Origin of the sequence: Idiomarina aminovorans (assembly GCF_023155095.1) — a bacterium.
In the GTDB taxonomy this organism is placed as follows: domain Bacteria; phylum Pseudomonadota; class Gammaproteobacteria; order Enterobacterales; family Alteromonadaceae; genus Idiomarina; species Idiomarina aminovorans.
Map to the genome: position 1 here is coordinate 100,360 of NZ_JAKNDA010000005.1, position 20,893 is coordinate 121,252.

General features: G+C 47.1%; 15 protein-coding genes and 1 pseudogene. 11 read left to right on the forward strand and 5 right to left on the reverse strand.

The features are described from left to right. The first annotated feature begins 5 nt into the window (after positions 1–5). From L8G48_RS10310 to L8G48_RS10335, 6 genes are all read left to right on the forward strand, one after another. Positions 6–3,182: an efflux RND transporter permease subunit gene (locus L8G48_RS10310; RefSeq protein ID WP_248264523.1), complete on the forward strand. Its 3,177-nt coding sequence runs from the start codon at positions 6–8 to the stop codon at positions 3,180–3,182. Between the two features lie 132 nt (positions 3,183–3,314). After that, positions 3,315–4,028, forward strand: coding sequence for a DUF599 domain-containing protein (locus L8G48_RS10315; RefSeq protein ID WP_248264524.1), 714 nt, complete (start codon positions 3,315–3,317; stop codon positions 4,026–4,028). Between the two features lie 9 nt (positions 4,029–4,037). After that, positions 4,038–5,069 carry a succinylglutamate desuccinylase gene (astE, locus tag L8G48_RS10320; RefSeq protein ID WP_248264525.1) on the forward strand — a complete coding sequence of 344 codons (1,032 nt, stop codon included), beginning with the start codon at positions 4,038–4,040 and terminating at the stop codon, positions 5,067–5,069. Between the two features lie 160 nt (positions 5,070–5,229). Beyond that, positions 5,230–6,417 carry a thiamine pyrophosphate-dependent dehydrogenase E1 component subunit alpha gene (locus tag L8G48_RS10325; RefSeq protein ID WP_248264526.1) on the forward strand — a complete coding sequence of 396 codons (1,188 nt, stop codon included), beginning with the start codon at positions 5,230–5,232 and terminating at the stop codon, positions 6,415–6,417. After that, positions 6,417–7,394, forward strand: a complete 978-nt coding sequence (locus L8G48_RS10330; RefSeq protein WP_248264527.1) for an alpha-ketoacid dehydrogenase subunit beta — start codon at positions 6,417–6,419, stop codon at positions 7,392–7,394. Before L8G48_RS10325 ends, L8G48_RS10330 begins: the two co-directional genes overlap by 1 nt. 12 nt (positions 7,395–7,406) lie before the next feature. Further along, the gene (locus tag L8G48_RS10335; protein ID WP_248264528.1) at positions 7,407–8,996 is read left to right on the forward strand and encodes a dihydrolipoyllysine-residue acetyltransferase; all 1,590 of its coding nucleotides are present in this window, start codon (positions 7,407–7,409) and stop codon (positions 8,994–8,996) included. Positions 8,997–9,184: 188 nt separating this feature from the next. Here L8G48_RS10335 and L8G48_RS13635 read toward each other — a convergent pair. Both L8G48_RS13635 and L8G48_RS10340 read right to left on the reverse strand, forming a co-directional pair. Then, positions 9,185–9,484, reverse strand: a pseudogene (locus tag L8G48_RS13635) (EamA family transporter); the annotation flags it as partial. Between the two features lie 27 nt (positions 9,485–9,511). Further along, positions 9,512–9,925: a DUF3293 domain-containing protein gene (locus tag L8G48_RS10340; RefSeq protein ID WP_248264529.1), complete on the reverse strand. Its 414-nt coding sequence runs from the start codon at positions 9,923–9,925 to the stop codon at positions 9,512–9,514. 70 nt (positions 9,926–9,995) lie between these two features. On the opposite strand from L8G48_RS10340, the gene L8G48_RS10345 reads away from it, so the two are divergent. Then, positions 9,996–10,406: a VOC family protein gene (locus tag L8G48_RS10345; RefSeq protein ID WP_248264530.1), complete on the forward strand. Its 411-nt coding sequence runs from the start codon at positions 9,996–9,998 to the stop codon at positions 10,404–10,406. 59 nt (positions 10,407–10,465) lie between these two features. On the opposite strand, the gene L8G48_RS10350 is transcribed toward L8G48_RS10345, so the two are convergent. Continuing rightward, the gene (locus tag L8G48_RS10350) at positions 10,466–12,037 is read right to left on the reverse strand and encodes an AbgT family transporter (RefSeq protein WP_248264531.1); all 1,572 of its coding nucleotides are present in this window, start codon (positions 12,035–12,037) and stop codon (positions 10,466–10,468) included. Here L8G48_RS10350 and rnhB point away from each other — a divergent pair. The 4 genes from rnhB to L8G48_RS10370 all read left to right on the forward strand — a co-directional run bounded on the left by rnhB (position 12,029) and on the right by L8G48_RS10370 (position 16,725). Continuing rightward, positions 12,029–12,703 (forward strand): ribonuclease HII, encoded by a 675-nt coding sequence (rnhB, locus tag L8G48_RS10355; protein WP_282444834.1) that lies wholly within the window; start codon positions 12,029–12,031, stop codon positions 12,701–12,703. The two genes, L8G48_RS10350 and rnhB, sit on opposite strands and share 9 nt — an antisense overlap. Before the next feature lie 66 nt (positions 12,704–12,769). Then, a complete protein-coding gene (locus L8G48_RS10360; protein WP_248264532.1) occupies positions 12,770–13,705 on the forward strand; it encodes an isopenicillin N synthase family dioxygenase in 936 nt (311 codons plus the stop codon). Positions 13,706–13,717: 12 nt separating this feature from the next. Then, complete coding sequence (locus L8G48_RS10365) at positions 13,718–15,523, forward strand: 5'-nucleotidase C-terminal domain-containing protein (RefSeq protein WP_248264533.1); 1,806 nt, start codon at positions 13,718–13,720, stop codon at positions 15,521–15,523. Further along, positions 15,523–16,725 (forward strand): multidrug effflux MFS transporter, encoded by a 1,203-nt coding sequence (locus tag L8G48_RS10370; protein ID WP_248264534.1) that lies wholly within the window; start codon positions 15,523–15,525, stop codon positions 16,723–16,725. The genes L8G48_RS10365 and L8G48_RS10370 overlap by 1 nt, the downstream gene beginning before the upstream one ends. Before the next feature lie 6 nt (positions 16,726–16,731). Here the strand turns inward: L8G48_RS10370 and L8G48_RS10375 are convergent, their stop codons facing one another. Both L8G48_RS10375 and fadE read right to left on the reverse strand, forming a co-directional pair. Beyond that, positions 16,732–18,300, reverse strand: coding sequence for an AbgT family transporter (locus L8G48_RS10375; protein ID WP_248264535.1), 1,569 nt, complete (start codon positions 18,298–18,300; stop codon positions 16,732–16,734). A gap of 104 nt (positions 18,301–18,404) precedes the next feature. Continuing rightward, positions 18,405–20,858, reverse strand: a complete 2,454-nt coding sequence (gene fadE, locus L8G48_RS10380; RefSeq protein WP_248264536.1) for an acyl-CoA dehydrogenase FadE — start codon at positions 20,856–20,858, stop codon at positions 18,405–18,407. Positions 20,859–20,893 lie beyond the last annotated feature (35 nt).

The window sequence follows — 20,893 nt, forward strand, 5'->3', positions numbered from 1 at the left end:
GCACTATGACGACCGAAAAACAAACTGGCCTGATTGCGTGGTTTGTCCGTAATTCTGTAGCCGCAAATTTATTGATGATCATTATCCTGGTTGCTGGTGCGTTATCAGTATTCACCGTACGCAAGCAAATGTTTCCCGAAATAGAACTGAACATTATTAGTATCCAGGTGCCGTTTCCCGGTGCCGCACCACAAGAAGTAGAACAAGGCGTTATCATTCTCATTGAAGATGCTATTGAAGATGTCAATGGCATTGAACAAATGACCTCTCGGTCCCGCGAGAGCGGCGGTAGTGTCACCCTTGAAGTCGAGCCTGATTATGACGTGCAGGTGGTCATGGATGAAGTGAAAATGCTGGTGGATGCAATTCCCAACTTCCCTCAACAGATTGAAAAGCCAAATATTTATCGGGTTCGACCGCAACGAGAAGTTATCTGGGTGTCCGTTTATGGTGACCTAAATGAGCGTGGTCAGAAAGAACTCGCGAAAGAAGTGAGAGATGAGCTTAAAACGGTGGGCGGCATTACCAAAGTTAATGTTGTCGGTGACCGCGATTACGAAATTTCGGTTGAGATTTCTCAGCAAGACCTTGAGCGATATGGTCTGACATTCTCACAAATAGTGGAAGCTGTTCGAGGTACCTCAATTGATGTTGCCGGCGGCTCAATAAAAACGCCCAACGGCGATATTCTGTTGCGGGTAAATAATCAGGCTTATGTCGGCGAGGAATTTGAAAAAATTGTTTTATTAAGCCGTTCTGACGGTACGAGTTTAACTCTGGGCGATATCGCCAAAGTGGAAGACGACTTTATTGAGGAGCAATCTTACAGTCGCTTTGATGGTAAGCCCGCAACTTTTGTAGAGGTTCAGTCCGTTGGTGATCAAAACGATCTTAAAATAGCGGAGTACGTCCGCGGCTATGTCGAAAGAAAAAATAAAGAATTACCCGATGGAATTCAACTGGCGCAGTGGGGAGATTCTTCCTATTACTTGCAAGGTCGTTTAGACCTTATGTTAGATAACATGTGGATGGGCGGCTTGTTAGTTTTCCTCATGTTGTCATTGTTTTTACAGCTGCGCTTAGCCTTTTGGGTCATGATAGGTATTCCGGTGAGCTTTTTGGGTACCATTGCACTGATGCCTCTGCCGATGTTTGATGTCTCTATCAATATGATATCGCTGTTTGGTTTTATATTGGTGCTGGGAATAGTGGTGGATGACGCCATAGTCATGGGAGAAAGTGCCTACACCGAAATAGAAGAAAACGGCAAAAGCGCCGACAATGTCATTGCTGGTGCTAAACGTGTAGCGATGCCGGCCACCTTTGGTGTCTTAACCACCATGGTTGCTTTCGTGCCAATGTTGACGGTTGAAGGCGGCATGGGCGCAATTTGGGAGTCTATTGCCTGGGTGGTTATTCTCTGCCTGGCATTTTCTTTGGTGGAATCGAAACTGATATTGCCTGCACACATCAATAATATGAAGTTTTCCAAGCAAAAGGGCGAAAAAGCCAATGCTTTTCAGCGCTTCAGAAATAAGTTTGCGGGTGCTATTAAGGCGTTCGTAACAAACTACTACCGTCCTTTCCTGAAAAAATGTCTGCACTATAGGTACACAACGCTAGCAAGTTTCCTGGGTTTGCTGATTCTAATGATAGGCCTTATGAGCGGCGGTATCGTGCGTTGGGTTTTCTTCCCAGATATTCCCAGTGACTTTGTTCAGGCCAATGTAGAGATGCAGCCGGGAACGTCGGAGACTCGTACTATTGAGGTTCTGAACAGTGTTCAGCAATCGTTAACGCAGGTTGATAATAAAATTAAAGTGGATGAAGGCGAAGGTGCTGTGCGCCATAGCAGTATCTGGATGAATGGAACCACCGCAGGGACCGTTTTCGTTGAACTGAAAAAAGGCGAAGATCGCCAGATAGACGGGTTTGAAATTGTGAACCAATGGCGTGAAGCAGTTCCCGAACTGGCCGGAGTTAAGGCGTTGAACTTCCAGGGCAGTATTGACGGCGGCAGTGGTTTTGATATTGAATTTCAGTTAGTCGGTGAAAATCTTGACGAACTGAAAGCGGCAGCCGAGGAGTTGAAACTGGCGCTTGCTGATTACGATGGGGTCTTCGATATCGAAGATACCTTTGGTGACGGTAAAGAGGAGATTCTTTTACAAACGAAACCGCTGGCAACGGCTATGGGTATCAACCTGGCTGAATTAGCAACCCAGGTTCGCTACGCATTTTATGGCGCTGAGGCGCAGCGAATACAGCGCGGTGACGAAGAAATTAAAGTTATGGTGCGGTATCCTCGTGATCAGCGTGAATCTGTTGGTAATTTGCAGAATATGAAGTTACGCGCTCCGGATGGCTCTGAAATTCCATTTACCGAATTAGCCGATATTGAGTTTGCTGAAGGTTACAGCACTATTACCCGCATTGATCGCCAGCGTTCGGTTAATGTTCGTGCCCGTACAGATAAAGAAAGAGTTGAGCCTTTCCGGGTGGTCAACGAAGTACGAGAGAAAAAAATTCAACCGATTCTTGATAAATACCCCAGTGTTGAATTTCAGCTACAGGGCGCAACTCAGGATGAAGCTGAAGCGACAGATTCACTGGCTATAGGCGGATTGTTGGCAATGTTCGCCGTCTACGCGTTAATGGCAATTCCGTTAAAATCTTACACTCAGCCGTTGATTATTATGTCAGTCATACCGTTTGGGGTTATCGGTGCCGTCATTGGTCACTGGGTGATAGGTATGCCGGTCAGCATTTTAAGTCTGTTCGGTATCATTGCATTAGCCGGGGTCGTGGTAAACGACAGCCTGGTTATGGTTGACTATGTTAACCGGGCCCGTGATGTCGGCACCGATTTGCGTAAAGCGGTGCTGGATGCTGGTTGCCGCCGTTTCCGGGCGATTACGCTAACCTCGCTGACCACCTTCTTCGGGCTGTTACCCATTGTGCTGGAAAAAAGTCTGCAGGCTAAAATAGTGATTCCAATGGCAATATCACTGGCGTTCGGTATTATCTTTGCCACTGTGATTACCTTGTTGTTAATTCCATGCCTGTATTTAATCTTAGCTGATGCTAAGCGTGGTATGCGTACTATGCTGTCCTGGTATGGGCTTGCGAAGCCGCCGGAACCTAAGGATATGAGTACCGAAAAGGCTCTGGAAAACTACTAAGTGCCGAACAACGTTAAATAAAGCCGGGGCTGAGTCTCCGGCTTTATCGTATGGGCGTTCATAAACTGGTAAACTAGCGATAGTAAACTGTTAAATTATCGATAATTAAATCATTCCATAGGAAACGCGGACATGTTGCTGTCACTGCTGGATATTAGTGCCTTGCTATTCTTCTTTTTCTGCTGGATAGGCTATTCATTGTTTGCACGCAAACGAGCCAGAACGACTCACTGTCTATCGAGCATTTTGTGTACGTTAAGAATTGACTGGTTCAATACAGTGATGCATAAAGAGAACCAGGTTGCTGACGCATCACTAATCGGCAACGTGGAACGTACGGTCACTTTTTTTGCCTCGTCTACGATTTTGGTCTTAGCGGGTGTTATTACTGTTTTAGCCCATGCCGATGAAGTGGTTGTGGTGTTGAATGAAATTCCGCTAAGTGCAGATACTGTTACTATTCTGGTGCAGTTTAAGCTGTCGGTATTAGCACTGATATTTATTTATGCCTTCTTTAAATTCACCTGGTCTATTCGCCAGTTTGGTTTTGTCTCAGTGCTGTTAGGTGCTTCGCTAGATTGCCATCAGAATGATAAACCCGAAGAAGAACGGAAGCGTTTTGCGATACATGCGGCCAAAGTACTGGATCAGTCCGGCCATGAATATAATAAGGGACTGCGAACCTACTATTTTGCGTTAGCGTATTTATCCTGGTTTTTGCATCCTGCCATGTTGATTATTTCAAGCGCTGTTGTTGTGGCGGTACTGTATCGTCGTGAATATCGCTCAAGGGTCTTACGTGAGTTGTTGGCCACAAAAGGCTATGAGCCCGGAAAAAAACAATAGGAGAAAGCTGTGAATAAGGTATTTTCTGATTTTCTGAGCTGGACTCGTGAACATGAGTGGGGCTGCAATGAGAGTCATGATTTAACATTAAGCGACGGTACAAAGCTGTCGGTTTGGGACAGTGGCGTACTGGAAGTCACACCTCAAAACCCGGGTCACAAAGACATTATTTTATCCTGTGCTGTGCATGGCAACGAAACGGCGCCTATCGAAATTTGCCGGGATATCATTAATGATATTGTGAATGAGAAACAGCAAGTCACTCATCGCACATTATTCTTAATTGCAAACCCTGCTTCTATTAATGAAGGTGAACGGTTCGTTGAAGAAAATATGAATCGTTTGTTTAGTGGGGCTCATAGCCAGGGTGAGACAAAAAATAAAGAGCGTGAACGGGCAGCTAAAATTGAGAGTTATGTAGAGCGGTTTTATCAATCGGCTCCTGAGGGCACCCGCGAACGCCTGCATTATGATTTGCACACCGCTATTCGCGACTCTAAACGTGAAAAATTTGCGGTGTATCCGTTTACCCATGGGGCGCCTTATAGCCGTCATCAACTCCAGTTTTTATTAGCCTGCGGGGTGGATACGGTATTACTGAATCAGGCGCCGACTACAACCTTTTCCTATTTCAGTGCCAAGCAATTTAATGCTCAGGCATTTACCGTTGAATTAGGAAAAGTCCGTCCATTTGGTGAGAATGATCGCACAAAATTTGCGGCAGCTGAAAATACACTGCGCAAACTAATAGCGGAAGTGCAGTTAGATTTTGGTTTATTTGAACCAGAGCAACTCTACGTGTTCAAAGAGGCACAGACCATTAACCGCACTGAGCAGGACTTTGAACTAAACTTTGCGGACGATGTGGCGAATTTTACCGCTTTTAATAAAGGCGATTTGCTGGCTCAAGATGGTGATAAAAAGCATTACGCACTGCATGATGGTGAACATATTATTTTTCCCAATGCGAAAGTGGCTTTGGGTCATCGGGCGTTATTAACGGTGGTACGGGTACCGACAGAATCGCTTGACCTGGTCTGAGACTAACTGGTCTAAGCAGTCAGGCTTTGTTGTTATTACTGTTCGTTTCTATTTACACTTAGCACACTCAGTTTTCACTGGTGGGTGGTTTGCATGTCACTTTACGTAAAGGTAAAGTAACGACAAATTTCCACTCCGCTTAAAACCGAAAGAGAAGGTTATGGCCAAGGATAAAAAACACAACACAGAAATTGTGACCAAGCCGAAATGGTTTGATAAAGATTCTGTCACAATTCCAATGCTGCAAATCTTGAAAGAAGATGGCAGTTTTCATAAAGATGCCGACATGCCGGCATACGATAAAGAGCTGATCGTGAAAATTCACGATACCATGCAGTTTATCCGTATTCTTGATGAGCGCATGATTGCCGCGCAACGTCAGGGGCGTATCAGCTTCTATCTTGCCTCTCGTGGTGAGGAGGCTGCAAGTGTGGCTTCCGCCGCAGCACTGGATTTTGGCGACATGATCATGGGGCAGTATCGCGAACAGGGTGCATTGGCTTATCGCGGTTTTACTGTTGAGCAGTTTATGAATCAGCTGTTTTCTAACGAGAAAGATTTAGGTAAAGGTCGTCAGATGCCGGTTCACTACGGTTGTGCTGACCTAAACTTTATGACCATTTCTTCGCCATTGGGAACGCAAATTCCTCAGGCAACGGGTTATGCATTTGGTCAAAAAATGGATAAAACTGAAAACTGCACTATCTGTTACTTTGGTGAAGGTGCTGCATCAGAAGGTGATTTCCATGCTGCTCTGAACATGGCATCCGTCTATAAGGTTCCGGTTATCTTTTTCTGTCGTAACAATGGTTACGCCATATCGACTCCCGCGCAGGGCGAACAATATGGCGGTGATGGTATTGCACCACGCGGCATTGGCTATGGTATGAAAACCATACGTATTGACGGTAATGATGCTTTCGCGGTACTTAAAGCTACTCAGGAAGCACGTCGTCTGGCCGTTGAAGAAAACGAACCGGTGTTAATTGAAGCAATGTCATACCGTATGTCCGGCCACTCAACGTCAGATGACCCAACGGGTTATCGTACGCGTGAAGAAGAGGCTGAGTGGCAGGCTAAAGATCCGCTTGATCGCCTGCAAAAATGGATGATGAACGAAGGCTGGTTGGATAAAGACCACGTTGAAGAGCATCATGCAGAAGTTAAAGCTAAAGTTCTGGCGGCGTTGAAAGAGTCAGAAAAAGTACCCGTCCCTCACATCGACGAACTGATCAACGACGTTTATGACGAACCCACTGACATGCTGAAAGAGCAGTTAGATGAGTTAAAAGATCACATGCGGAAGTATCCGGATACTTACAGCAAAACGTCGGGGAGACTGGACTAATGGCTAAAATGAATTTATTACAAGCCATCAACAGCGCACTAGACCTGGCGATGGCCAAACACGACAATGTATACAGTTTTGGTGAAGACACCGGTGGTTTTGGCGGAGTATTCCGTGCAACTTCTGGTTTAACAGAAAAGTACGGCAAGCATCGTAACTTCAATACGCCGTTGGTTGAGCAGGGCATTATTGGTTTTGCCAATGGTCTTGCCTCGCAGGGCAGTTATGCTGTTGCTGAAATTCAGTTCGGTGACTACATTTTCCCGGCATTCGACCAAATTGTGAATGAAACGGCGAAGTTCCGGTATCGTTCAGGTAACGAATTTAACGTCGGCGGCTTAACCATTCGTACACCATACGGTGGTGGTATCGCCGGTGGTCATTATCACTCGCAGTCACCAGAAGCCTATTTTGCGCACACACCGGGCATTAAAATTGTCACGCCGCGTAACCCTTATGAAGCGAAAGGGTTGTTACTGAGCGCTATTTTTGAGAAAAACCCGGTCTTGTTTATGGAGCCGAAGCGTTTGTATCGTGCTTCAACAGGTGAGGTGCCGGAAGAAGAATACACCATTCCATTAGGTAAAGCTGACGTGGTCAAAGAAGGTAACGATATTACCGTTCTTGGCTGGGGTGCGCAGATGGAAGTAACTGAAAAAGCAGTCGAAAAAGCCGAGGAAGATGGCGTATCCTGCGAAGTTATTGACTTGCGTACCATCTCTCCGTGGGATGTTGAAACCGTGACTCAATCAGTGTTGAAAACTGGTCGCTTAGTGATTAGCCAGGAAGCACCAATTACCGGTGGCTTTGCCAGTGAAATCGCGGCAACCGTTCAGGACAAATGCTTCCTGTACCTGGAATCACCGATTGCGCGAGTGAGCGGTATCGACGTGCCGTACCCACTGTGTCATGAGAAAGAATACATGGCTGATCACTTGAAAATTTATGAAGCGATCAAACGCTCAATGAACTACTAAGGACCCATCGACATGAGTAAAGATTTTATTCTGCCTGATATCGGCGAAGGGATCGTAGAGTGTGAAATCGTTGAGTGGCTGGTTGCCGAAGGCGACAAGGTCAAAGAAGACCAACCGGTGGTTGAGGTTATGACCGACAAAGCCATGGTTGAAATACCGGCTAAAGACGACGGCGTTGTGGAAAAGCTGTATTACCAAAAAGGTGATATTGCTAAAGTGCACGAACCCTTGTTTGCGATTAAACCCGCTGACGGTTCTTCGGATGATGCTTCAGCTAAGGACAGCGCGCCTGCAGCAAAAGAAGCGCCTACAGAAGAAGTACCTAAAGAAGAGAAAAAAGCGTCTGCTGGTGGCGATACAACCGATTTCATTTTGCCGGATATTGGCGAAGGCATTGTTGAATGCGAAATTGTTGAATGGCTGGTGTCTGAAGGCGATGAAGTGAAGGAAGATCAGCCGGTTGTTGAAGTTATGACGGACAAAGCAACGGTCGAAATTCCGGCTAAAGACGACGGCACGGTGGTGAAGCTGTATCACAAGAAAGGCGATATTGCCGAAGTACACAAACCCTTGTTTGCCTTGCAGCCGGCAGGTGGTGTAAGTACCTCCGATTCTGATGATTCGCAGAGCCGTTCTGACAGTAAGCCTCAGGCTGAGTCATCTAATGCTAAAGCCGAAGCTGAGCCACCGGCTAAAGCCCGTCAGGGCAAAGCCATTGCCAGCCCGGCAGTGCGTCGTCTGGCACGTGAAAGTGATATCAATATTGCTGAAGTAGCCGGTTCGGGTAAAAAAGGCCGGGTACTGAAGCAAGATATTGAAGCCTTTAAATCGGGTGACCAGACGTCACAGACAACAGCTGACAGCCAGCAACCACAGAAAGCCGTTGCTACCAGCGGCGGTACTCGTACCGAAGCTATTCGCGGTGTGAAAGCGGCGATGGCGAAGCAAATGATGAAATCGGTCAGCACCATTCCGCATTTCACTTACGCCGATGAGTTCGATGTGACCGACTTAATTGCGCTGCGTGAGAAGCTGAAAGAGCAATACAAAGAGAAAGGCATCCGCTTAACGGTTATGCCATTCTTTATTAAAGCTCTGTCGCTGGCGATGAAAGAGTTCCCGGTGATGAACGCGCAGGTGAATGACGACTGCACCGAAATTACCTACTTTGATGACCATAACATTGGTATGGCAGTAGATACCAAAATTGGCTTATTAGTGCCTAATGTGAAACAGGTACAAAACAAGAGCATCATCGATGTCGCTAATGAAGTGACTCGTTTAACTCAGGCGTCACGCGAAGGTAAACTGCCACAGGCTGACATGAAAGGCGGTAATATCAGCATTTCTAATATTGGTGTTATTGGCGGTACGGTGGCAACACCTATTATCAATAAACCGGAAGCCGCTATAGTTGCATTAGGCAAGGTGCAGGAACTGCCGCGCTTTGATGCCAACGGTAATGTGGTTGCCCGTAAGATAATGACGGTCAGCTGGTCAGGCGACCACCGTATTATCGACGGCGGTACTATTGCCCGTTTCAACAAACGCTGGCAGGAATTCCTGGAAGACCCAACCAGCATGCTGGTCAACATGGTCTAAGAAGGCTGCTAGCCAGAAACAAAGAGTCAGTCTGGTTAAGAAACACGCCGTGAACCCATCCATGGGGGCTTGGGTGACGCCATCCTTGGCGTCACACAGTTTCTTAACCAGACTGACTCTTTTTTATTTTTGACTATCCGCTTTTGCCGGTAGCCAAGGCTCTTTTGGATATAGGCTTATGGATATTGAGCTTCTGAGGCTGGCAGCAGTTTATAGGCCTGAAACAAAACCAGATAGTAAATCAACGGATTGATGAGCCCCATGAGCAGGTAATACAAGGGCATTTTGCGTAGCTCAAGTATTAACTCACTGGTTTTGTTCTGAACAAGGCAAACCAGTCCTTAAATAACAAAAGAAACGCTACTGGCAGCCGTAACGATCTGCAGTGGTGTCATGTACTGCAGGGTTATTTTGAATGCAGTAGCCACCGTTGACCATAGAAGTACCGCAATAATCGCATAAACAAAAGCTTGTTTATCAGCGGCTATGGTGTGATGGCATGGTGACCCCTTAACTCATACTTCAATGAGCGCTGCAACTTGTTGGTATTCAATCCAGACTAGCGCATTTTGTTGATACTCACGTGCAAGGTCAATGGCTGTTTGCTGTTTAAGCCCAAAAACCATGTAGCTTTGTTCTGCCGGCCATTGCTTTGCACGGTCCTGACCTTCACCTAAAAAACAGTAAATTCTATCTAATTGCTCTAAACGAGTCGCTAACTGTGCGTTTCTGCTTTTATTTTCTTTTCTTGTCAGCAGTTCGCTTTGTGGATTACAGGCTGTGATAAAAGCACCGGTAGTGCAACTGAGATGCTCACATAAACGGTCAAAGTGGTTATTCTTTTGACCGATACACAGGGTAATTTTCTTCTGATCAACCATGAACCAGTAGTCGGTATTTTTATAATGAGTCAGTAGCTCTTTATCCATGCTTTGACCGCAGTATCAATGTTGATTAGAGTGAATTATAAAAGTTTAGCGTTAATCGTGAAGAGGTTCTATGAATCCTGATATTAGTGTGATCACCTTAGGCGTTGATGACCTGAAACGTTCGTTGACGTTTTATCAGGACGGGCTGGGGTGGGAAACCGATGGCATTATCGGTGAAGAGTTTGATAACGGTGCCGTTGTGTTTTTTAAGTTACCCAGTGGTCTCAGACTGGCTTTATGGCCACGTAAAAGCATTGCTGCAGAGATGGGTGTTGAAGTGGCTGGTGCGGCGAACGAAGTTTTGCTGAGCCATAATGTGAAGTCCCGAAAAGCCGTTGATGACGTTATGGCAGAAGCAAAACAAGCGGGTGCTGAAATTCTTAAGCCAGCAAAAGATTTAGTCTGGGGTGGTTACGGTGGTTTTTTTACAGACCCGGATGGGCATATCTGGGAAATTACCTGGAACCCTGCCCGGAATTAAAAAGCCGGTGAGCGAACTCACCGGCTAGCCTGCCCGTTTTATGGGGAACGGAAGTTATATTAACCGGCCGGGTAAACGTAGTTAGCCTGAATACCCAGAGGGAAACCAAGTGTCCAGTAAAGAATCAGGAACGCTGACCATAAAATTAGAAGCGCAACGGTATAGGGTAGCATCATAGCAACCAGGGTACCGATACCGGTGCCTTTTACGTAACGCTGGCAGTAAAGAACAACCAATGGGAAATAGGGCAGCAGCGGCGTAATAATATTACTGGATGAATCACCCACACGGTACGCTGCCTGGGTTAAGTCTGGCGAATAACCTAATTGCATCAGCATTGGCACAAAAATGGGGGATATCAGTGCCCATTTTGCCGATGCTGAACCCACAAATAAGTTAATAAAAGCGACTAAGAAAACGATACCCACCATGGTAACGCCACCAGAAAGCTCCAGGCTGGCGAGGAAGTTAGCCCCTTTAACAGAAATTAAAGTGCCTAGCTGCGAATCACCAAAGGCTTTAATAAATAACGCACAGAAGAACGCCATGACCATGTAGTAAGCCATGCCTTCCATAGACTTAGTCATTGCTCCAATGACGTCCTGCGAGTTAGTAAAGTTACCGGACACATAACCATGAACAATGCCGGGAACAATAAACAGCAGGAAAATAAGTGGAACTATCATGCCCATTAGCGGGGCTGAGTAGGATGCAAGCTTGCCGGTTGCCGGATCCGCAAGCGGTGTATTTTCAGCCGTTGCGGAAAAGTACAACAGGGCTAACCCAACTACCATGGTTAATACGCCGGCATAAAAAGCTTTACGGTCGCGCGGAGAGACATCATCCATTGCAGGCATATCTTCTGCATCACCATCAACTTCTGCGCCGCGTAAACGCGGTTCAACTACTTTGTCGGTCAGGAACCAGCCAATCGCGACGACAACAATTGAAGAAGCAGCGGTAAAGTAATAGTTATTCAGCGGATTTAATCGCATGTCGGCATCAATAATCTGCGCTGCACTTTCTGTAAAACCTTGCAGTAACGGGTCGACAGCCGAAGGAACAAAGTTAGCACTGAAACCACCGGAGACACCGGCAAATGCTGCAGCAATACCGGCCAGCGGATGTCTGCCGGCTGCGTAGAAAATTACCCCGCCTAGTGGGATAACTAATACGTAGCCCGCATCGACAGCTGTATGACTGACAATAGCAACCAGAATCAGCACCGGTGTCAGCAACATTTTCGGGGTTACGTTCAGCATGAGCTTGATGGCGACATTAATAAAGCCTGAGCGTTCGGCCACACCGACACCCAACATGGCTACCAAAACTACGCCAAGAGGCGCAAAGCCCATAAAGGTATCAACCATATTAGCGAGAAATGCCGCCATTTCCGTGCCACTTAATAAGTTTGTAACGTTAATGGCGCTGCCGGTTAGCGGATGCTTTTCGTCAAAGCTGACGCCTGACAGCAGCCAGGACATGACCCAGACAATAACGAGCAAGCCAAAAAACATAACGGCGGGGTCGGGCAGTTTATTACCGACCTTTTCAACGCCGTCTAAAAGACGATTCAGCAGACTGTCCGGTTTTTCCTTTTGCGAACGGTCAGGTTGTGGAGATTGAGTCATGGTGAAACCCCTGATGGTTATTTTATTGGTCTAATTATTATGCGCAGGTATCATAACCATTATTATGAAGCGGAACAAAGCAAACAGGGTGAAAAAGTGTCAATGATTTGTGGTACCGATGAAGCGGGTCGGGGACCCATTGCGGGGCCTGTGGTGGCTGCTGCGGTGATATTGGATCCGGACAATCCCATTGAAGGAATGAATGACTCGAAAAAGCTCAGTGAGAAAAAGCGCGAGAAGCTTAGCGTGGAAATAAAAGAGAAGGCTCTTTACTGGGCAATAGCTCAGTCTGACCCGGATGAAATTGAAGCTATTAATATTCTCTGGGCCTCTATGAAGGCAATGCAAAGAGCCGTAGAGGCGCTTCCGGTGCAACCCGATATGGTATTGGTGGATGGAGACCGAGTGCCTGAGCTAACTGTACCGGCAAAGGCTATTGTTGGTGGTGATGCCAGTGAGCAATGTATTGCGGCAGCCTCTATTCTGGCGAAAGTGGAGCGGGACCGGCAAATGCTGGAGTGGCACGAACGTTACCCTGACTACGAATTTAATAAGCACAAAGCTTATGGCACGAAAAAACATTTGGAGTTGCTAGAGAAACATGGCCCTTGTCCTATACATAGAAAGGGCTTCAACCCGGTTAAGAGGGTGCTTGCAAACTTGTGATTCAGGTTGAAAATTCATACAATAAAACGCTATTCATTACGTTCTTTTAGGAAGTTGGAAGCTACCATGCAGTCTATCCCGCACGTTGATATGCGTCGTTACCATGACGACTTTAATGCCTTTACTCAAGATGTCGGTAATGGTTACGAGAAGTTTGGGTTTATCGCTTTAACCCAGCATGGTGTCGATATCGCTCTTATCGAACGGGCACTGGATACCTGCCGCGAGCTTTTTGCTTTACCCGAAGCGGTTAAAAAACAATATCATCGTCCGGGTGAGGGCGGAGCAAGAGGGTACACTCCTTTTGGCACCGAAGTCGCTAAAGACGCTACGCATGTTGACTTAAAAGAGTTCTGGCATGTGGGTCGTGAAATTGATGGTGAACCACTTTACCCGCAGTTATTACCTAACGTCTGGCCGCAGGAGCTGCCTAAGTTCAAAGATGACATGCTGGCTATCTATGCTGCTCTGGATAAACTGGGGAACCAGGTGCTGGACGCTCTTGCCGTTTATTTAGGCCAGCCGCAGGATTTTTTTCGTAGCAAAGTCGATAACGGCAACTCAATTCTGCGGCCTTTGCATTATCCACCTATTATTGATGAAGATACCCCGTCGGTTCGCGCCGGAGCACACGAAGACATTAACGTTTTAACGCTTTTGGTTGGCTCACGGGAGCCCGGACTGGAAGTGCTGGCAAAAGACGGTACCTGGGTACCGGTAACCATTATCGAGGGTGCTATAATCTGTAATGTCGGTGATATGCTGCAGCGGCTAACGAATCATGTGCTGCCATCGACGACACATCGGGTGGTTAATCCGCCGGCGCCGTTTAATGCTAAATCACGTTATTCTATTCCGTTCTTTTTGCATTTTAATCCGGATGTAATGATTACGCCGTTGGAAAGCTGTATTTCTGAAGAGAATCCGCAACAAGATGAACCGATTACGGCCGATGACTATCTAATGCAACGCTTGCGTGAAATAGGGCTAATAAAAGACTAAAAGGAACAGCTGGTGAAAACAGGTGAGTTTAGTATAAAAAACACAATTCGAGCCGTGGCTGCTGTTACGGTGTCCTCGTTGTTGCTGAGTTGCGCATCCGCTCCGCAGGAGCCTGAAAGCAATGAGTTTCGATTGACGCTGCTGCATATCGATGACCATCATTCGACTCTGGCGCCGAAGCAGCAAACATTGGTTTGGGGCGAACAGGAATGGCAGGTTGAGGCCGGTGGTTTTCCGCGGGTCGGGGCGCAAATTAAAGCATTGCGGGCGGCGAATGAAAATGTGCTGACTCTGCACGCCGGCGATGCTCTTACCGGCAGTTTGTACTTCACGTTGTTTGGCAGTGAAGCTGACGCACGTATGATGAACAATGTCTGTTTTGACGCTTTTACTATTGGTAATCATGAGTTTGATACCGGTGACGCCGGGTTGGCTGAGTTTCTGCGACAGTTAGGTACAGCAAGCTGCCCGACAGCCAAGCTGGGAGCCAATATTAAACCGGAGGTTGGCAAGTCGCCGTTAACGCCGGAGCGCGAGTGGCAAATGTTCCAGCCTTATACCATTGTTGAACGCAGCGGTGAGGAAATTGCTATTATCGGTCTGGACATTGCCAGTAAAACGAAAAAGTCTTCACAGCCAGATGAAACCACCGAGTTTTTAGATGAGCTGGAAACGGCACGACGCTATGTGGCCGAAGTGCAGCAGCAGGGTATCGAAAAAATTGTGCTGTTAACTCATATCCAGTACGACCGCGATAAAGAACTGGTGCAGCAGTTGTCAGGCGTTGATGTCGTTATTGGCGGCGATTCACATACATTATTGGGTGACTTTAGCCAATTCGGAATGAAAGCCAGCGGCTCTTACCCAACCGAGTTAACCAATGCGGATGGCGATAAAGTGTGTATTGGTCATGCTTACCAGTATTCATTAGTTGTTGGTGAGCTGCAGGCGGTGTTTGACGGCGATAAAGTTCAAACTTGCGGCGGCCGGCCTCATTACCTTTTGAGCGACAATATTCAAGTCAGTGATGGCATAGTGACTACTTATGCCCCCATTAGAACGGCGCTGCAGGAAAGCGGTGTGTTTAGTTTTATTGAGCCAGACTCTGAATTGCAAAGCATGCTGGAAGATTATCAGGGCAAAGTCGAAGATTTCTCTGCTGAAGTATTAGCACAAGTACCAGAGCAAATTTGCAGTCAGGAAATTGACTTACCGCGACGCGATGGTTGTGCCAATATAATGAGCTCAAGCGCGCACCGACTGGTCGCTGAAGCCTTTTTACATTCAGTGCCTGAGGCGGATTTTGCCATACAGAATGGCGGTGGTGTCCGTTCTGATATTAGCCGGGGAGATTTCACAGTAGGTGATGCTTTTACGGTTCTTCCTTTTGCGAATACTTTAGTGAAATTAGAACTAAGTGGCTCTGAGTTTAAGCAGTCCATGGAAGAGGCTTTAGCCTATTCTGTCTCCGATGGAGGTTCAACACGAGCTTACCCTTACGGTGCTGGTATTCGTTATTCGGTTGATTTAACTAAGGAGAAGGGTAGCCGTGTATCTGACTTGCAAGTGTGGGATAAAGGCAGTAATAGCTGGCAACCCATGACAGCCCGGGCCACTTATATCATGGTCACCAACAGCTTCATTGCCGGTGGTCAGGACGGATACGATACCTTCTATCGAATCAGTGAACGTGGTCGTGCCCGTAACACGGGTATCGACTATGCGGAGTCTTTGGTTAACTACGCAAAAGCTCAGGAAGTATTAAAACGACCAGAAGACTTTGCAACCCAGTCGTACGTTCCTGCCGGAGGTAATTAATGGCTCGACAGTTCGAGCCTGCACCTGTTTCAGATAACGCCAGATTTGATTTTATTGTTGTCATTCTGGCGTTATTAACAGCCTTTGCGCCGCTTTCTATCGATATGTATCTGCCTGCATTCAGCGCTATTGCATCAGATTATGCGACCGATACACACCATGTTGAATTATCCCTTACCGCTTTTTTCTTTGGCCTGTTCATAGGGCAACTGCTTTACGGCACGGCAACCGATAAGTTTGGACGTAAGAACCCATTGTATATTGGGCTGGCAATCTATGTCGTGACTTCCGTCGGTTGTGCTTTTGCCCCGGACATTCAGTGGCTTATTGTACTGCGTTTTTTTCAGGCTATAGGAGCTTGCGCCGGTATTGTTATAGCCCGTGCGGTTGTTCGCGACTTATACACACCACAGGCCTCGGCTCGGGTTTTTTCCTTTTTAATTCTGGTGATGGGCGTAGCTCCAATTCTGGCACCTCTGTTTGGTGCTTATGTGACTGAATGGATGGGCTGGCGCGCTTTATTCCTGATTGTTGCCGGACTGGGCGTCGCTTCTGCTGTTACCATTCACTTTGTTTTGCCGGAAACACGAGGTCGTCGCTATGATGTACGTATGCGCAATACAGGCAGTACGTATTGGGCTGTTCTTCGCGATCCTTCTTTTCTGCGTTATTCATTAACGGGGGCTATTGCTCAGTCAGGATTATTCGCTTATATCACCGGTTCACCGAAAATGTTTATTGAGGTTTTTGGCCTTGAGCCCATGCACTACAGTTGGCTTTTTGGCTTAAACGCTATTGGTATTATTGGTTTTTCTCAGCTTAATGGCTGGTTACTGAAGTACCATTCGTCGCGCAAGATCCTTAACATATCGTTGCCGATATTAGCTGTAGTCTCCATGGTCATGTGTATCATGGCTTACTTTAACGTAGGCTTTTGGGGTGTTTTGCTGCCACTATTTGCTTATATTTCGACACTGGGTCTGGTTTTCCCGAACGCGATGGCAGGCGCTTTAGCGGAACAGCAGGAGCGTGCAGGTTCAGCCTCAGCAGTTACTGGTAGCTTACAATTTCTAATTGCCGGTTTAGTGTCTGCCGGAGTCAGTCAGGCGGGTTCGTTCACTGATTATGCGATGGCCTGGGTAATAGGCGTGGCCGGCTTACTCGCGGTAATGACATACCGCATAATGCGCCGGCCAGAGTAAATAGTTTTAGTTATAATATGTCGGTGCGGCAGGCCCAACCGGGAAACCAAATACGAACACCCAAAGGAAGAAAAGTATCGACCAGCCGACAAAAAAGAACATTGAATACGGGAGCATCATAGCAATCAATGTTCCGATACCCAGGTCTTTCTTGTAACGAGCCGCAACCGCCAGTATCAAACCAAAGTAACTCATCATCGGTGTAATAATGTTTGTTACAGAATCACCAATACGGTACGCGGCCTGAATCACTTCTGGTGAATAACCAATAAGCATCAGCATCGGTACAAAGATGGGAGCGGTAATAGCCCATTGTGCAGAAGCCGAGCCAAGCATCAGGTTGACGAAGCCACAAACCATAATAAAGAACAGGAAAATTAACGGTCCGGTCATACCAATATTGGTCAGGAATTCGGCGCCGTTAATGGCAAAAATGGTTCCGAAATTGGTCCATTTAAAGAAGTTGACGAATTGTGCCGCAAAAAATACCAACACAATGTACATGCCCATGGTACTCATGCTGTGTGACATGGCATCAATAACATCACGGTCGTTTTGCATGGTCTCAACCGTACGGCCATAGACAAAGCCTGGAATGGCGAAAAAGAAGAAGATGTAAACAACCACGCCTTTTAAGAATGGAGAACCTTGGAAATCTCCGGTTTCCGGATGGCGTAAAATACCCCACTCAGGCACAATCGTTAACGCCAGAATACCCGCGAGGATCAGCACACTTAACCCGGCATTAAGTAACCCGCGTTTTTCCTGTTTGGTTAATGGGTCCATTGAAGATTGATCGGATAAATCGATAGAGGCTTCGTCTTTGTTGTATTTACCGAGTTTGGGTTCAACAATTTTATCGGTGATTAAGGCACCCATAATGGCAATTAAGAAGGTACTGATCATCATAAAGAACCAGTTAGCTTCAGCACCCACGGTATAGCCCGGGTCGATAATTTTTGCTGCCTCTTCAGTGATACCCGACAGTAAAGGATCAACCGTGCCAATTAACAAGTTAGCACTGTAGCCGGCAGAAACCCCGGAAAAAGCGGCAGCAAGACCTGCCAGCGGGTGACGACCCAAGCCGTAGAAAATCATTGCAGCAAGAGGTACTAAAACGACATAGCCAAGCTCTGCGGCGGTATTGGAAACCACACCGGCAAATACCACGGTAACGGTAATAAGACGTGGCGGCGCTTTCATAACTAATCCGCGCATGGCGGCTGAAATTAAGCCTGAGCGTTCCGCAACACCCACACCTAAAAGAGCCACTAAAACCGTCCCTAAAGGCGTGAACCCGGTAAAGTTAGTAACCAGGTTAGTCACAATGCGTTGTATACCCTCAGCATTGAGCAGACTGACGGCTTTAATGACGGTTTCGCCGTCTCTGGGGTCTATTGCGCTGACGTTGAAATAAGCGGCAATACCACTAATAAAAATGATGAACAGGCAGAACAGCGCAAATAAAGTAATAGGGTGAGGAAGCAGATTGCCTAGCCACTCAACCGTATCAAGAAAACGAGTAAACCAGCCGCGCTTGCTGGTCGCGTTATAGTTGTCATTGGGAGACTGCATAACTCACGCCTTTATTATAAGTTTTTAAATCAGCGCAAGATTCTAGCATAAAAAAACGGCACCGCTGAAATCAGGGGCGCCGTTTTTACATCTGAGTTCAGCGGTTATGCAGCTTCGTCTTTCTTAAGATTTTTCAGAGCATAATCAAACGCCGCTTTACCGGCTAACAAGTCTTCCGGAGCAAAGTCGTCGACGTTAATGGTACGCAGGCGACCGACTTCTGTGCGCTCAAGCAAAGCAACTTCGTCATCGCTTAATACACCCGATTCTTTACCTTTAGCGCCAAGCTGGTCTAACTGAGTAAAGCTGAAGCGCTTACCCGCCGCTTTGCAGACCTTGTCATACAATGGCTCGGCGGCAATTACGTCTTGCAGAGTTTGCTCAAGGAAACCAAAGTGACCTTCAGGACTCAGGTACTGACCTTCGCCTAAGCGAGTACGTACGTCATTGGGTGACATCAGCATACGCGCAATAGTGTGATCGTTTTTGTCAGTAGGACGCTTAGCAACACGGCCTAGCGGAAACATGATGGCGCGCATAACGGAACCAATACCACCAAAGTTTTCCAGCATCGACAACTGTGCTTCCTGCAGTTTGTGCAGCGTATCCTGCATTGCCCAGTGAACCAGTGGCAAGTCCTCTTCAATGCGGCCCTGGTCATGGTAGCGTTTTAGTATGCATGAACCGATATACAAGTAGCTCAGCATGTCACCTAAGCGCGCAGAGACACGCTCTTTGCGTTTAAGGCTGCCACCCAGTTTCCCCATAGCAATGTCAGACAACAGCGCCATATTTGCGCTAAAGCGGTTCATTTGCTGGTAGTACTTACGGGTCGAGTCACTGGCCGGAACGGAGCTCAGACGATGACCGCCAAAGCCGTAGAACAATGAACGAACGAAGTTACTCATGGCAAAACCAATATGACCAAATACTGCTTTATCAAATTTTTTCAGTGCGTCCGGACCTTTCTCAGCCGAAGCTTCCATTTCTTTTAATACAAATGGATGACAGCGGATAGCGCCCTGACCGTAGATCATCATGGTACGGGTCAGAATGTTGGCACCTTCAACCGTTATAGCAACCGGAACGCCCTGGTAACCACGGCCCAGGTAGTTGTTTGGGCCTAAGCAGATACCTTTACCGCCATGAACATCCATGGCGTCGTCCATACAAGAGCGCAACTTTTCGGTCATGTGGTATTTGGCAATGGCACTGATAACAGAAGGTTTTTCACCTAAATCAATACCTTTGGTTGACAACATGGTAACCGCATCCATCAGGTAGGCGTTACCAGCAATGCGTGCCATTGGCTCTTCAACCCCTTCCATTTTGCCAACCGGCAATTTGAACTGGCGACGAATGCGCGAGTAGGCGCCTGTGGCCAGAGCCATTTGCTTGATGCCGCCGGCACTGTTTGAAGGCAAGGTAATTGAACGACCGACTGACAGGCACTCAACCAGCATACGCCAGCCTTTACCCGCATTTTTCTGACCACCAATAATGTAATCCAAGGGTACGAAGACATCGTTACCGCGGATAGGGCCGTTCTGGAACGGCACGTTCAGCGGGAAGTGACGACGACCAATTTCAACATTTTTCGTCTCCCGGGGAATGAGTGCACAGGTAATGCCCAGCTCTTTTTGTTCGCCAATAAGGTTGTCAGGGTCGTACATTTTAAAGGCTAAGCCTAATACGGAAGCGACCGGCGCTAAGGTGATGTAACGCTTACTGAAGTTCAGTTTGATACCAACAATTTCTTCGCCGTTCCATTCACCTTTACAAACAACTCCTGAATCAGGAATAGAGCCTGCATCAGAGCCGGCTTCAGGGCCTGTTAGAGCAAAGCATGGAATTTCATCGCCATTGGCCAGGCGCGGCAAATAATGGTCTTGTTGCTCTTTAGTACCATAATGTTGCAACAATTCGCCCGGGCCTAACGAGTTAGGTACCCCAACGGTTGATGCCAGTACAGTACTGGCGCCGGCTAATTTCTGCAGAACGCGTGATTGCGCATAAGCAGAGAATTCCAGGCCGCCGTATTTTTTCTTAATGATCATGGCGAAGAACTTCTCGTCTTTCAGATACTGCCATACGTGCTCCGGCATATCCGTCAGTTCGTGAGTAACTTCCCAGTCATCCAGCATTTTGCAGACTTCTTCACAAGGGCCTTCCAGGAAAGCTTTTTCTTCAGCCGTTAATTCTGCTTTGGGTACATCGTGAAGTTTTTTCCAGTCCGGGTCACCGCTGAACAAGTCACCATCCCACCAGACAGTGCCGGCTTCCAGTGCGTCACGCTCGGTGTCCGACATTTCTGGCATTACCTTGCGATATGCGCTAAGAATAGGCTTAGTCAGCAGATTCAAACGGACAGGCGCTAAGTTTAGCGGCACAAGCACAATTGCTAGAATCACCCAGAGTACCGGGCCAACAATGTCAATGGCGCTGCCAATAGCGAACATAATAACCAGGCCAGCGCTGAACATGGCCAGGCTGGATCGTTTGTAGATTAATGCAGTCGCAACTAAAATAGTAGCTACAATCCAAAGTGCAATACTCATAATTTAATACTCCGATTTGGAGGTCTGACCAGTGA